Origin of the sequence: Leptolyngbya sp. FACHB-711 (assembly GCF_014695615.1) — a bacterium.
In the GTDB taxonomy this organism is placed as follows: domain Bacteria; phylum Cyanobacteriota; class Cyanobacteriia; order Elainellales; family Elainellaceae; genus Leptolyngbya_A.
In genome coordinates this window covers 1-13875 of the sequence record NZ_JACJOR010000080.1, presented here as the reverse complement: position 1 = coordinate 13875, position 13875 = coordinate 1, and the positions used below count along the sequence as shown (strand labels likewise).

Below are 13875 nucleotides of genomic sequence, written 5' to 3'. Positions count from 1 at the left end.
GAGATGGGCATGATTTTTGTGCCAAGTCAGGCAGGCATCAGCCATTCGTGAACCGAGTATACCTCGCCCGAACAGTGCGTCGCGGGGGCAAATGTGCTGCTGCAAACGCTGCTGCGGCTGGATGCTCACTATCATCAGTTGAAATTGAAGCAGGCTCAGCCAGAGCAAGTAGCATTCGATCCGAATAAACCTGAAAAATTTCCCGAAAACCTGGCTCTTGTAACAAGAAACACAATCTCACCTTAGCGGAGGCTTTGTACTGAAAGCAGCCCCAAATTTTCGATAAGAACTGATGGTTTGCTGCGGTGTTTTCTAATCATCCTGGAATAATTTTTTATGTCTCAGTCTTCTGTTTCCGCATCTCATCCTGTCAATCCTTCTGCGATCGACTCTGCGCTGCACGTAGCGCCCGCTCAAACGGCAGGAGTAACGCTGCGATCGGTCACGAAAAAGTACGGTTCTTTTACTGCCGTTGAAAACGTTAACCTGGAAATTCCGGCAGGGTCTTACTGCTGTTTGCTGGGTCCGAGCGGCTGCGGCAAAACCAGTACGCTGCGAATGATTGCAGGACACGAGGAAGTCACCAGCGGCGAAGTCTGGATCGGAGATCAGCGGGTCGATCAGCTTCCGCCTGCTAGGCGCAATACGGCAATGGTGTTTCAAAACTATGCCCTGTTTCCGCACAAAACCGTGTGGCAAAACATCGAGTTTGGCTTGAAGATGGCGGGGGTTACTCCGGCAGAACGGAAGTCGCGAGTGGAAGAAATGCTGGCGATCGTTGGGCTGGAGAAATTTGCTCAGCGTAAGCCTGCGATGCTCAGCGGCGGTCAGCAGCAGCGGGTCGCACTCGCAAGGGCACTCGTTACCCGTCCTCAGGTTCTCTTGCTGGATGAACCACTCAGCGCGCTGGATGAAAACCTGCGGGTCAAAACCAGGGGCGAGCTGCGAAAGCTGCAAAAGCAATTTGGCATGACGTTTATTCAGGTCACGCACGGACAGGATGAAGCCTTCGCCCTTTCTGATCAAATCGTGGTGATGGATCACGGGCATATTGATCAGATCGGCACGCCGGAACAGATTTTTGCCACGCCTGCCTCGCGGTTTGTGGCTCGCTTTGTCGGCGATAACAATCTGTTTGTGGGCCAGGTCACGGGCGTTTCACCGAATACGATCGCAGGAAGCGGCTGTGTGGTGCAGCTTGAGGTCGATCGCATTGGTACATTTCTCTGTCGGGGACAAGCCGCCGATGTGGGCATGACTGCAGCCTGCTGTGTGCGAAGCGATCGCATGATCATAGCTCCCTACCCTGCACTCGACCCGGATGCCCCAAATCAGCTTGCAGCAAGGGTAACGGCGATCGAGTTTACGGGATATATCACCCGTGTTTCGCTGATGCTGGAAGCAACCGGAGAAGAAATTACCTACAAAGTGCGAACACACGACTGGATCGCGCAGGAAGCCACAGAAGGGCAGCTTGTAACGTTGCAATGGGCAACAAATGACTGTGTGTTTTTGTCACATTAGGAGATTAAATTTTCTTGCAATAGGAGACACTTGAAAAACAGATTTGGAGATGGCTTGAAGAATGGTTTGCTGCGCTCAGGCGATCGTTTGGGCGAAACAAACGGAGCTTAGTTTGTCACTTCTCAAGCATTCTCCTGAGCCTCAAAGAGGATTGTGGAAAGATCATCAATTCACTTTCCCCATTTCAGTTCACAGATTGCTTCGCTCACTTTTTTCTTTTTTGGATTTTTCACAGAACTATGGCTAAAATTTCTCGTCGGCAACTGATTCGGACTGGTTTAGCAGCAACTGCCCTGGTCACGGCAACGCGTTGCGCTCGCAACGAAGCCCCCGTGGGAACGCCCAACAATCCGGCAACGGGTCCGCAGGTAAACACGAATCAGATCAAAGATGTGACGCTGCGCTTTATTGGCACGGGCGTTTCCCAAATCAACGAAGTGCGCGATAAGGCACAGGAAGACCTGGGTTTCAAGCTGCAAATGCGTGCCCTGAGCACCGAGCAAAACAACCAGATTGCGATTACGCAGCCCGGACAGTACGACATTTTTGACGGGGAGTATTTCTCGCTGCCGCTGGTGATTCCGTCGGGCAACTTGCAGGCGATCGACATCAAGCGCATCACCAACTACGACAAAATCGTGTCTTTCTTCACTACAGGCAAGTTTAAGGGACTGCCCGTAGAACAATCGCAGGGCACGGCTCCCTACAGGGTGCAATACCTGACCGCCGCAGACTCCAAGGAGTTTTCGCCGACTCCGACTGATTTTGCGACGATGATTCCGTTTCAGTACAATGCCGACACGCTGGGCTATCGTCCCGACCTAGTGGGAACCCAGATCCAAAGCTGGGCAGAGCTATTTGACCCGAAATATAAAGGCAAAACGTCGATTCTGGACATTCCCCAGATCGGCATTATGGACGCGGCAATGGTGGCAGAAGCGGGCGGACTGATGAAATTCGGCGACAAGGGCAACATGACCCGTGCAGAAATCGACCAAATCACCAATATCCTGATCGAGCAGAAGCAAGCCGGGCAGTTTCGCGCCTTCTGGAAAACCTTTGATGAATCGGTCAACCTGATGTCGTCCGGTGAGGTGGTGCTGCAATCGATGTGGTCGCCTGCGGTGACGGCTGTGAAAGCAAAGGGAACTGAGTGCGTTTATGCTCCGCTGAAAGAAGGCTATCGCGGCTGGGGCGGCGGCATCGGTTTGTCGAAAAACCTGTCAGGCGTTGCCCTCGATGCGGCTTATGACTACATGAACTGGATGCTGGACGGCTGGGTGGGCGCGTTTCTGGGACGGCAGGGCTACTACAGCGCGGCTCCCGAAACGGCACGCAAGTTTATGAAACCGGAAGAGTGGGACTTCTGGTACGAAGGCAAAACTGCTGCAACTAACATGGTTGATCCCTTCGGCAAAACCCTGGAAAAGCAGGGTGCGAAACGAGACGGCGGCTCCTTTGAAGAGCGGTTTGGCAACATTGTTGTCTGGAACTCCACGATGCAGGAAAACACTTATTTGGTGCAGAAGTGGAATGAGTTTATTGCGTCGTAGTTAGTGGGTGGATGGGTGGATAAGTGGATGAGCAGATGAGTGGATAAGTGGATGAATAGGAGCGCAGGCATATCGGTGATTGAAGCGATCGCCGCTAGGGAAGCGCCTGGCATCAGACCTGCGCGAGGCACTCACGCTCCTTAAGGATTGCAATTCTAGACAGGACGATCGTCAATCATCCCATTCGCTCTTCTGCCCATTTCCTCCTCATTTCCTCACCTATCCCCTCACGCATCTCCCCATCCTCCCACTCATTGCACCCTTCCACTCATTCACCCTCCCATGTCCAAACTCTGGAAATCCCTCTCTCCTTACTTCCTTGTTACACCCCAAACGCTGGTGTTTTTGCTGTTTCTGGTGTTTCCGATCGCCTTGATTTTCATCGTTAGCTTTTGGCAGTTCAACGGCTATTCGATGACTCCGGCGTTTTCGTTTGAGAATTATTTATCAATTTTTACGTCTAAGGTTTCGTTTGCGACGTACCTGAATACGTTCAAATATGTTTTGCTGGTCTGGTTTTTTTGTTTGGCGATCGCCTTTCCAGTGGCATATTTTTTGGCGTTCTATATTGAAAGTCAGACGTGGCAAATTGTGTTGTTTTTGATCTGCACCATTCCATTTTGGACATCGAATATTATTCGGATGATTTCCTGGATTCCGCTGCTAGGAAAAGAAGGGCTGGTGAATCAATTTTTGATCAATTTGGGAATCGTGAATGCACCGCTTGAGTTTCTGCTTTATTCCGATTTTGCGATCGTGCTGGCGATGGTGCATCTCTATACGTTTTTTATGATTGCGCCAATCTTTAACAGCCTGATGCGGATTGATCGCAATCTAATCGCGGCTGCGCTGGATATGGGTGCGTCAGGAACGCAGGTGTTAAAGGAAGTGGTTTTGCCGCTAGCGGCTCCGGGAATTGCGATCGGCTCGATTTTTGTAGTGACGCTGGTGATGGGCGAGTTTGTTACGGTGCAGCTGATGGGCGGCGGGCAGGCGGCTTCGGTGGGCAAGCTGATTCAGACCCAGATTGGCAGTTTGCAGTATCCCTTGGCGGCGGCGAATGCGGTGATTTTGCTGATTGTGACGCTGATTCTGGTAGCGGGCATTTTGCGCGTGGTGGATATTCGCAAGGAACTGTAGGAACTGGTAAGAGATAGGTAGGAAATCATGAAACGTCGATCGCTTTCGTTTTATCTGCTGGCTGCTTTTTTTGTCCTGTTTGTGCTGTTCCTTTACGGACCGATGTTCGCCATTTTTATCCTGTCGCTTCAGGGACCGGATGGCGGACTGACGTTTCCCATGAAAGGCTTTAGCTTTTACTGGCTGGGGCAGGTGTTTCAGGAACAGCGAGTCGGCAACTTTACCGATGCGTTTGGGCGATCGTTTTTGCTCAGTCTGATCGTGCTGCTGGTGTCGATCGGCGTCAGTGTGATGGCAGGACTGGCATTTCGTCGTCGCTTTACCGGGTCAACGGTGCTGTTTTATCTGACGATTTCCAGTCTAGTCGTGCCGAGTGTGCTGGTGTCGCTGGGCATTGGGATCGCGTTTCAGGTATTGGGGCTGCAAACCGACTGGTTTTCTTCGGGTCTGGGCGCACAGCTCACCTGGACAGTGCCGTTTGCGTTCCTGATTATGATCGGCGTGTTTAACCGTTTTAATCCGTCCTACGAAGAAGCGGCGCGAGATCTGGGTGCGGGTAATTTTAGAACGTTTCGCGAAGTGGTGCTGCCGCTGATCGCCCCAACGCTAATCGGGGTGGGCTTGCTGGCATTCACGCTGTCCTACGATGAATTCACCCGCACGTCGCTGGTTTCAGGACAGTACAACACGCTGCCGCTGGAAATCTTCGGGATGACCACGAACGTGACTTCGCCTGCGCTCTATGCCTTGGGAACGCTAACCACAGCGTTTTCGTTTGCGGTGATTGCCAGTGCGCTGACGGCTTATCAGTTTTTCTTAAGAAAGCAGCGAGAATAACGCTGAGCCGCAGAAGCCCGATCGATCGCGCCATGATAGAACTATTGTCCTCATGGATCGATTCACCCATGTCTTCTGTCTTTGCCTCCCCAACCTATCCGATCGCCCTGACTGCGCTCAAACAAGCTGATCCAGTTTTGGCAGATTTAATCGATCGCGTGGGGGAATGCAGGCTCGATCGTGAACAGCACACGGGCGATTTGTTTTCGGTGCTGAGCAAATCAATTTTGTCGCAGCAGATTTCGACTAAAGCCGCTGCCGCAATTCATAAACGGTTTGTTGCGCTTTATCCTGAGTCGCTTTCGCCAGAGCAGGTGCTTGATACGCCCGACGAAGTGCTGCGCGAAGTGGGAATCTCTCGCCCCAAAATTGCTTACCTCAAAGACCTGGCACAAAAAATACAGGACGGGCTACCGACCCTGACTGAACTGGACGCAATGGAGGATGAAGCGATTATTCAAACGCTCACCCCTGTTAAAGGAATTGGACGCTGGACGGTGCAAATGCTGCTGATCTTTCGGCTGCATCGCTGGAATGTGCTGCCTGTAGATGATTTGGGCATTCGGGCAGCCGTTCGACGCGCTTACCATCTAACCGACCTGCCAACGCAGAAAGCCGTCCGAGAATTGGGGCAGTCCTGGCAGCCTTACTGCACGATCGCCTCCTGGTATCTCTGGCGCAGTCTGGATTTTGCTCAGGTGCTTCCTGAGTAAACTTGCCATTAAACGCCTATCAAAGCCTATTAAAGGCTATTAAAGCTTGTTAAACAGGGGTTGCCTTCTGGCGGCGTTTCAAGGACTATCCCAGATTTAAGCTGAAGCGGTATAATTAGTACAAAAATACTGCCAGCTATTGTCGGTGGACGTTCTAGCTATGCCCAATCTTCTCTTGATTGAATCTCCGGGAAAAATTGCCAAACTGAAGCAGATTCTTGGTGATGGCTGGCTTGTCAAAGCCAGTATGGGGCATGTGCGAGAACTGGCAGACGAAGGTGAAGACGCGCTCGGCTTTGAGTTTACCGACAAAACGGTGCAGTGTCGCTATGTTCCCCGTGATGCGAAAGCCAAAAAAGTGCTTTCTGATTTGCGTCAAGCCGTCAAGCAAGCCGATCGCGTTTTTTTAGGCTGTGACGAAGACCGAGAAGGCGAGGTGATTAGCTGGCATCTGGCACAGGAGTTGCGCCTCAAAAATCCTCAGCGGGTGGTTTACCACGAAATTACTCCCCAGGCAGTGCGGCAGGCGATCGCACATCCCCGTCCGCTCGATACCAATTTGATTGCGGCAGGGCGGGCGCGGGACTGTCTGGATAAGCTGGTGGGCTATCGGGGCAGCAAGTATGTGGTCTGGAAGCTCAACATTGGCGCGAAATCAATGGGGCGAGTTCAGAGCGCAACCCTGCATCTGCTTTGCCAGCGCGAGCGAGAAATTCGGGTGTTTCAGCCCCACGATTACTGGTCAGTCTGGGTGGAGTATGCCGAGGGCTTCCGGGCATTTTATCGGGTCAGGCTCAATGCCTCGGCTCAGACAGGTCAAACTGAAGCCGAAGCCGCCAATTCCACTGACGATACCGGAGAACCCAAAGCGGCGATCGATTCAGATCAAGTCCTCTCTCAGGCGGAAGCCGATCGATTGGTTGCCGTTGCTCAAGCGCATCCGCATCAGGTCGTTTCGGTTGAGGGCAAAATTGCTTATCAGTCTCCGCCGCCGCCCTTTACCACTTCCACACTGCAGCAGGCAGCCGGGGCAAAGCTGCGATTCAGCCCAGATAAAACCATGCAGGTTGCCCAATCCCTTTACGAGAAGGGGCTGATTACCTATATGCGAACCGACAGCGTCAGCCTCAGTCCTGAGTTTTGTCAGGCAGTGCGGCAATGGCTCGAAGGCCGCGACCCAGACAACGTTCCCAAACGAGTGACGCAGCACCGCAGCCGCAAAGGGGCACAAGAAGCACACGAGGCAATTCGCCCGACAGATATTAGTCGTCCTTCGGCACAGCTTAGAACCGAATTATCAACCGATGAGTTTGATCTGTATGTGATGGTCTGGAAGCGATCGGTTGCGTCTCAGTGCAATCCTGCCCGCTTACGCAAAACTCGGGTGATCACCCAGTCGGGACCGCTCTATTGGGAAGCCAGAGGACAGGTGGTGGAGTTTGCAGGGTATACCCGCTACTGGCAAAACCTTCAGGCAGACGCTCAACTGCCGCTGCTTACTGAAGGACAGGCACTCACCCTGGAGCGATCGCAGGCAGACCAAAAGCAAACGCAGCCGCCCCCCCGCTATTCTGAGCCGAAACTCGTACAGCTGATGGAGCGCAAAGGCATTGGACGACCTTCTACCTATGCCCCCACGATCAAAACGCTGAAACAGCGCAACTATGTTTATGTCGAGAAGGGTAAACTCCAGCCTACGGAACTCGGACTGGAACTCGATGCCGCTCTGGAAAAGCTGCTCACCAAACTCGTTGATCCGGTGTTTACCGCAGAAATGGAGCAGGCACTCGATCGCATTGCTCAAGGCGAAGTCGGCTGGGAAGAATGGCTACTGAACTGGAATCAGGGCTACTTTACCCCTGCGATCGACCAGGCACAAAAGCAGATGTTGAGCTACATTGCTGAGTCCATGCCCAGTAAGCCTATCGAGTTAACCGATGTTCCCTGTCCTCAGTGTCAGCACGAGATGGCAAGAATTCCGAGTCGTAAACTGACAAAGGGGTTTTTCCTGAAGTGCCAGCAATGCGGCGATAGCGTTTTGTTCTGGAGCGATCGAACGCAGCAGTGGGAATTGCCCAGAAGGCAATCTGCATCCAATTCAGCCCAATCCTCAAGCGACAAACTTACTTCCTATCCCTGTCCGGTTTGTCGTCAGCCGCTGGAAGAACACACCTACCAAAAAGACGGACAGCAAAAAATCATGCTGCGATGTTCCGATCGCACTCAAAGGCAAGACAGCAAGCACAAAGATGCAGTGTATTTCTACACAGCAAAGGGAAGTTTCTGGAGTCCCAAGTTTGGCGACCTCAACGGTGAACTGAATGGTGAACTGAATGGCGGCCCCGATCCTGCATCAAAGACTCCTGTAAAAAACAGTCCGCAAAGGCAGCAGAAAGGGTCAAGGCGAAAAGGGAGTTCAACACGCACCAGGAAAACTGTAAAGAATTCAAGTCCCTCTAATCAGGGTTAGCTGCATTTCTACTCGATGCCATTGCGAATCCCATTTCTGGTTCATCGGTAATGATGGCAGCAATTTGTCGATCGCGAGAGCGTGCTTCTGCAATAAGCTGCTGCATGACGATCGCCTCATTCACCGTCCACACCCAAAAGATTTGCGGCGAGAGCTGAGCTACGATCGGATGATCGAGAATCTGCCAATTTGGAGCCAGGAAATCAACTGCGATCGCGTTCAGTTTTTCGTTTAGCGAATTTGCATCGGGCAATAAATCGATCGTCTTCGCATCTATCAAAAAACCGATGGTGATTTGGGGACTGAGCTGTTTAACCCGATCGATCACCTCAAGCCGAAAAGACGTAATCACAAACGTCTCTAAATGCAGCGGTTGCAATGCCTCTAAAACTTCCGCTTCATAGCCGGATTCTTTGAATTTATACTTGGACGGAGAGGGGGGGATTCGAACCCCCGTTGAGTTGCCCCAAACTTGATTTCGAGTCAAGCGCATTCAACCGCTCTGCCACCTCTCCTGAGGTTGCTCAAATTATTGTACTGCATCCCCTGCAAATCGGCGAAATCCTCGATCGCTCCAGAAGGGAAATCGCTTGGCATCGCTAATCCACTGCACGGCTCCGTCTTGCTCGGTCACGTAAGTCGTGATTTGTTGGGCGTTGAGTTGGTCTTGGAGCCGTGGGGCATCGCCGGAAACGATCGCCGTTTGGGGCTGCACCTGTTTCAACAAACGAGAGTCTGTCCAGTCACCCGACCACCATAAAACGTGCGCCTGCGGTAGGGCAGGAATCAGCGCAGAAAGTTTCTCACTGCGGGGCATCAGGTCTTGCAGCAGTAGCCAGGTTTTATCCTGCACCTGCATCTGAAGGGCGATCGGACGAAAACTCAGCAGCTTAAGCTGAACGGAGCCAAGATCGATTGGTTGACCGACGGCTAGGGCAATTGCCTGTCCCTGCTGCAATCGAATGGCGCGATTGAGATCCTGATAGTCTGCGGTTGATTCTGCCCCGGCAGTGCGACTGAAAAACATAGAAATCGGCATCTGGTTTAGCAAGTCGTTCCAGGCAGCGATCGAGTCTTGATTCAGGTTGAGATCGATCGCCCAATCGAGATGATTAATTCCCTGGCGCTGAAGCAGTGGCAAAACTGTATATTGCACATCTTTTTGCCGACCAAGATTCACCAGTCCGGTTTGCCCCTGATTTTGCACCAGCAGCACTGGAGCGTTTGCCTGGAGTACGGTCAGCCGCAGCTGGGTTGAGGCATACGTAGCCGGAACCGCCACCAGCAAAATTGCCAAAACTCCCGCCAGCCACCAGTTTTGCCGCCAAGGAGAACTCCACCACACCAGCAGAACCAGAGCGTAAAGAAGCAAAATTTGCAGTGCATTGATTGAACCCGCCGCATACGCGCTTCCCGGAAGCTGAGCCCCCTTCTCTGCAAGCCAGATCAGCCACTCCGTTGGAAAAGACAGTAGCCACGCCATCCCGCTTCCGACAACTGGCAAAATCAATCCCGCTCCTGCGCTGATCATGCCGCCGATACTGACCAGAGCCACGATCGGGCTGGCAATCACATTAATCGGAATACTATAGGGCGAAACGATCCCAAACGCGCCTAGCTGAAGCGGCAGTAGCCACAAATAGGCCGCCGTGGGAACAGTGATCCAGCTTGTCAGGCGCGGCGGCAACCAATCTAGCCACTTGTCCAGCACGGGAACGGTTACGATCAGCCCCAGGGTTGCCAGAAAGCTCATCTGGAAGCCCAGATCCCAGATGGCTAAAGGATCGAATAGCAGCATCCCTGTTGCCGCAAACAGGAGGACGGGCAAAATTTTCACCCGGCGGTCGATCGTCATTGCCAGCAGCACCACGACCCCCATGACCCCTGCTCGAACTGCGGGAGCCTCTGCCCCGGTCAGACCGACATAGAAAATCAGGGCAGCGAGTCCGATTCCAAATCGAGTCCAAGGCTGCGATCGCTTTGCCAGCGACAAAATCACCCCAACCAGCAGCGTCACTTGAAATCCCGAAGCCGCTAAAACATGCGCTAATCCGACCCGGGAAAAAGCATCTTGAATGCCAAACGGCACATCGACCCCGCGCCGCCCAACCACGATCGCACTTAGCAGAGCACCGGTTCGACTTCCTGCCCCTGCCGCTTGAGCCGAGACAATCCGCCGCCGAATCGACCAAAAAAATGGCGGTGAGGAACTTTCGGTAATTCTGACTGTTTCGCCTCGAAGCCCTGTAAAGATGCCGTTTCGCCGCAAATACTGCCGAAAGTTGAACCCACCTGGATTTCCCGCAGTTCGAGGGAGATACAGCGAACCGGTGACGGCGATCGTTTGACCGGGATAGATGCGATCGGGATAAAAGGGCGTTTGGCGATCGTTGGGAACGGTGACATAAATTCTGCCTGTGACAGGGCGATTATCAAGGGTGATAGACCCTATGGGAACGGGTTGCGAAGTGCGGTTACCCGAATTTCCGTTACCCGAATTTCCCTTACCCAAACTGTTCCTTTTGCTGTGTTCCCTTTTGCTGTGTTCATCTGCCGTCTGCATCTGGGAAACTGGGAGCAGGTCAGAAACCTCAAGCTCAAACTGAACCTTCTCGCTGCGCGTCAAACGTGGGGTACTAATAATTTCACCCGTAACCGTTACCGAAGACGCCGACGAGGCATAGCGGCTAATATCGGTATCCGTCGCCTCCGGCATTCGCCAGCCAAAATATAGTCCTGCCGTAAACCCGACCAGAGCCGCAATTAGCCAAATTTTTAGCTTGGGAGCCGATCGGTTCCAGCGCGGAACAATAAACCCTGCGCCAACTCCCGCAAACAGCAACAGAATAGAACCGATGGGGATCCCGCGAACGGTTCCCGGAATCCCTGTGGCTAGTAAGCCCAGCAGATAGGCCAGACCGATGATCGCACCGCTGATTTGAGTCATAAATAAAGATCGCAGTCAGCTCTGTAAAACTGTTCTGTAAAGCTGTTTCTGCGATCGAGATTGATGACCTGAACAATAATCTGAGCAGCAATCGATCGCTAAATCGAAAGCCCCAGCTTCAAGCCAAACACTCCGTGCAGCAACAGCAACATAAAAGCAGCACTGCCCACATAAGCGTGAACTGTTCTTAGAACAGATTTAGCTTTCCCCAAACTGAGCGCAATGAACAGACCATTCAGCGTCAGCAGCAGCAGGGCGATCGATCCCGTCCAGAAGTGGGTGCTGCTGAGAATAGGCTGCTTTTGCATCACCAGCGACAGCACGCCGCCCGTGTAGCCCAGCGCGATAAACAAAAACATCAGCGGAGCCAGTTTCTTGTGATCCATCCAGTTTTTTGCAGCAACTTCTGGATCGGTTGCCAGTCGTCCACGCCAGCCTGCATAAGCCACATAGCTTCCCATCACTAGCACCACAATGCCCATCATTGCGGGATGTCCCCAATGAACAATCGGCTCTGGAAGATTCAACTCACGAAAGAATGCCGCGATCGGCTCTAACAGATCACTTAACCGTGCAGCGGATTGCTCTAACATTGCGCCCTCCAGATTGGAAGAGAGATTTTTAAAGAAATATTAAGTCTTTTTGGAGGTGGGTGAGTAGGTGGATGAGTGGATGGGCAATTTAAATTCTCGATTATCTTCAAACCACCCTTCAGCCCAACCCATTCCCAGCATCGTTAACCCTGCCAGAGTTCCCTCACAATCTCCTGACCCAGGGTTTTTAGACTAGAGCGAGCCGCAGAAAAAGTCTTAAAGGGGATCAGGGCAATTCAGCGTTTTGCAATCTCACTGAGCGTAGTCAACAGATCCTTTGTGGTAAATGGTTTTGGCAGGAAGGCGAGAAAGTCTGCATCGATTACGTCTAGACACAGTTCGCTTGGGGATAGGCCGCTCATCGCTACAATTCGCACGTCAGGATTGATCTCTTTGAGCACACGAATGGCTAATGACCCATCCATTGACGGCATCATCATATCCACAATAACAAGATGAATGGTTTCGGGATGCTGGATATACAGCGAAATTGCTTCTACGCCATCACGAGCGACTAAGGTTTGATAGCCATGGGCTTCTAGCAAGGTTTGGGTGATTTCCCGAATGGCAGCTTCATCATCTACAACCAGGACCATTTCTCCATGTCCCCTAAGCAGGTCGCTCTCTTCCGGGTTCGGGGTTACGCTGGAGGCGATCGTAGGTAAAAAAATATTGAACTGGGTGCCCTGGTTGATCTCGCTGGAAACGGTGATAAACCCCCCGTGGCTTTTAACAATGCCAATTACGGTTGATAACCCTAGCCCTGTGCCCTTGCCGAATTCCTTTGTGGTAAAGAAGGGCTCAAAGATGCGATCTATCACCTCTTGCGGAATGCCTTCACCTGTATCGGCGACGGTCAACCGAATATAGCGACCTATTCTAGCTTCTGGGTGAGCCTGAGCAAATGCCGGATCAACCTCTAAGTTTTCAGCCGAGAGCTTGAGCTGTCCCCCATTTGGCATAGCATCTCGCGCATTGATACAGAGATTCATTAACACCTGATGCAGTTGAGTGAGATCTCCTGAAACTACCCCTAGATCTGGATCAATGTAGCTAGAGATGGTAATGGATTTGGGGAACGTTTCTTCCACGATCGGCTTGATTTCCCTAAGCAGCTGCTCTGCTTGAATCAGAGTATGCTCGCCTTCAATTCCTCGTACAAACAACATCACCTGACGTATCAAATCTGCACCGCGTTTTGTATTTGTTTCGAGTAGCTCCAGCCATCGTTGACTTTGTTCATCCTGATATTTCATTGCCAACAGTTGAACTGACATCAAAATTGGCGTCAGTACATTGTTCAGGTCATGGGCAATCCCGCTTGCTAAAGTACCCAGACTTTCCATACGCTGCGATCGCAAAAGCTGTCGTTCAAGCTGTTTGCGTTCGGTCACATCCTGGATCAGAACATAAGTTCCTCGAACTTCTTCTCCATCAACTTCTCCATCAATTTCTCCATCAAAATGAGGAACATAGGTAATTTCAAGATGATGTAACTTATTATGACGAGGCATCGTGTTTTCAAACATGACGGTTTGTCCCGACAGTGCCAGCGTCAGCTTTGGCAGCAATTCCTCATACAGGGCTTCGCCCATCAGGTCGCGCAAATGTTGATTTTCGAGTTCCTCGCGGGGAAGCTGAAACCACTCTTCATAGCCGCGATTGACAAAGCGATAGTAGTGGTCGCGATCGATATAAGAGATCATCACGGGTAGCGCATCGGTGATCAGCCGCAGGTGTGCCTCGCGCCGCCGTACCATTGCTTCTGCCTGGATGCGCTCCTGAATTTCCTGTTCGAGCCGAGCGTTTTGTTCCTGCACTTGGCAGGTGAGGTTTCGCAGGTTCAGGTGAAGCTGAATTCGAGCAAGCACCTCTTCTTGCTGAAAGGGTTTGGTGATGTAGTCTACCGCTCCCAGCTGTAGTCCTCTGACTTTATCCACAGTGTCTGAAAGGGCAGTCATGAAGATAATTGGTGTATCTTTCGTCGATGCCTGAGATTTCAAGATGCGGCAGGTTTCAAACCCATCCATTTCCGGCATTAAAATATCCAGCAGGATTAAGTCAGGTTTGGCATATTCCACCTTTTGCAGGGCGCTCT

General features: G+C 51.9%; 9 protein-coding genes, 1 tRNA gene and 1 pseudogene. 6 read left to right on the top strand and 5 right to left on the bottom strand.

Translation table 11 applies throughout. The annotated features are described in order from the left end of the window. Positions 1-336: 336 nt before the first annotated feature. From H6F80_RS02080 to topA, 6 genes are all read left to right on the top strand, one after another. Positions 337-1524, top strand: a complete 1188-nt coding sequence (locus tag H6F80_RS02080) for an ABC transporter ATP-binding protein (RefSeq protein WP_190789958.1) — start codon at positions 337-339, stop codon at positions 1522-1524. A 239-nt stretch (positions 1525-1763) separates the two neighbouring features. Continuing rightward, positions 1764-3077, top strand: coding sequence for an ABC transporter substrate-binding protein (locus H6F80_RS02075; protein ID WP_190789957.1), 1314 nt, complete (start codon positions 1764-1766; stop codon positions 3075-3077). A gap of 282 nt (positions 3078-3359) precedes the next feature. Then, the gene (locus H6F80_RS02070) at positions 3360-4217 is read left to right on the top strand and encodes an ABC transporter permease (protein WP_190789956.1); all 858 of its coding nucleotides are present in this window, start codon (positions 3360-3362) and stop codon (positions 4215-4217) included. A gap of 27 nt (positions 4218-4244) precedes the next feature. After that, positions 4245-5054 carry an ABC transporter permease gene (locus tag H6F80_RS02065; protein WP_190789955.1) on the top strand — a complete coding sequence of 270 codons (810 nt, stop codon included), beginning with the start codon at positions 4245-4247 and terminating at the stop codon, positions 5052-5054. Positions 5055-5122: 68 nt separating this feature from the next. Next, positions 5123-5767 carry a DNA-3-methyladenine glycosylase family protein gene (locus H6F80_RS02060; RefSeq protein ID WP_190789954.1) on the top strand — a complete coding sequence of 215 codons (645 nt, stop codon included), beginning with the start codon at positions 5123-5125 and terminating at the stop codon, positions 5765-5767. A 160-nt stretch (positions 5768-5927) separates the two neighbouring features. Beyond that, positions 5928-8237 (top strand): type I DNA topoisomerase, encoded by a 2310-nt coding sequence (gene topA, locus H6F80_RS02055; RefSeq protein ID WP_190789953.1) that lies wholly within the window; start codon positions 5928-5930, stop codon positions 8235-8237. On the opposite strand, the pseudogene H6F80_RS02050 reads toward topA, so the two are convergent. The 5 genes and pseudogenes from H6F80_RS02050 to H6F80_RS02030 form a co-directional block, all read right to left on the bottom strand. Next, a pseudogene (locus tag H6F80_RS02050) lies at positions 8224-8691 on the bottom strand (glycerophosphodiester phosphodiesterase); the annotation flags it as partial. The gene topA and the pseudogene H6F80_RS02050 sit on opposite strands and share 14 nt — an antisense overlap. Continuing rightward, positions 8668-8752 (bottom strand) — tRNA-Ser (locus H6F80_RS02045). The pseudogene H6F80_RS02050 and the gene H6F80_RS02045, both read right to left, overlap by 24 nt. A gap of 14 nt (positions 8753-8766) precedes the next feature. After that, on the bottom strand, positions 8767-11184 hold the full coding sequence (locus tag H6F80_RS02040; RefSeq protein WP_190789952.1) for a ComEC/Rec2 family competence protein: 2418 nt from the start codon (positions 11182-11184) through the stop codon (positions 8767-8769). A gap of 98 nt (positions 11185-11282) precedes the next feature. Then, on the bottom strand, positions 11283-11777 hold the full coding sequence (locus tag H6F80_RS02035; protein WP_190789951.1) for a DUF4079 domain-containing protein: 495 nt from the start codon (positions 11775-11777) through the stop codon (positions 11283-11285). Between the two features lie 236 nt (positions 11778-12013). Next, positions 12014-13875, bottom strand: a 1862-nt coding sequence (locus tag H6F80_RS02030) for an ATP-binding response regulator (RefSeq protein WP_190789950.1), incomplete at its 5' end; no start/stop codon positions are given.

Excerpts from the sequence above, each read along its gene's own strand:
- H6F80_RS02080 (WP_190789958.1), top strand. The coding sequence starts at position 337 with ATGTCTCAGTCTTCTGTTTCCGCATCTCATCCTGTCAATCCTTCTGCG.
- H6F80_RS02075 (WP_190789957.1), top strand. The coding sequence starts at position 1,764 with ATGGCTAAAATTTCTCGTCGGCAACTGATTCGGACTGGTTTAGCAGCA.
- H6F80_RS02070 (WP_190789956.1), top strand. The coding sequence starts at position 3,360 with ATGTCCAAACTCTGGAAATCCCTCTCTCCTTACTTCCTTGTTACACCC.
- H6F80_RS02065 (WP_190789955.1), top strand. The coding sequence starts at position 4,245 with ATGAAACGTCGATCGCTTTCGTTTTATCTGCTGGCTGCTTTTTTTGTC.
- H6F80_RS02060 (WP_190789954.1), top strand. The coding sequence starts at position 5,123 with ATGTCTTCTGTCTTTGCCTCCCCAACCTATCCGATCGCCCTGACTGCG.
- topA (WP_190789953.1), top strand. The coding sequence starts at position 5,928 with ATGCCCAATCTTCTCTTGATTGAATCTCCGGGAAAAATTGCCAAACTG.
- H6F80_RS02040 (WP_190789952.1), bottom strand. The coding sequence starts at position 11,184 with ATGACTCAAATCAGCGGTGCGATCATCGGTCTGGCCTATCTGCTGGGC.
- H6F80_RS02035 (WP_190789951.1), bottom strand. The coding sequence starts at position 11,777 with ATGTTAGAGCAATCCGCTGCACGGTTAAGTGATCTGTTAGAGCCGATC.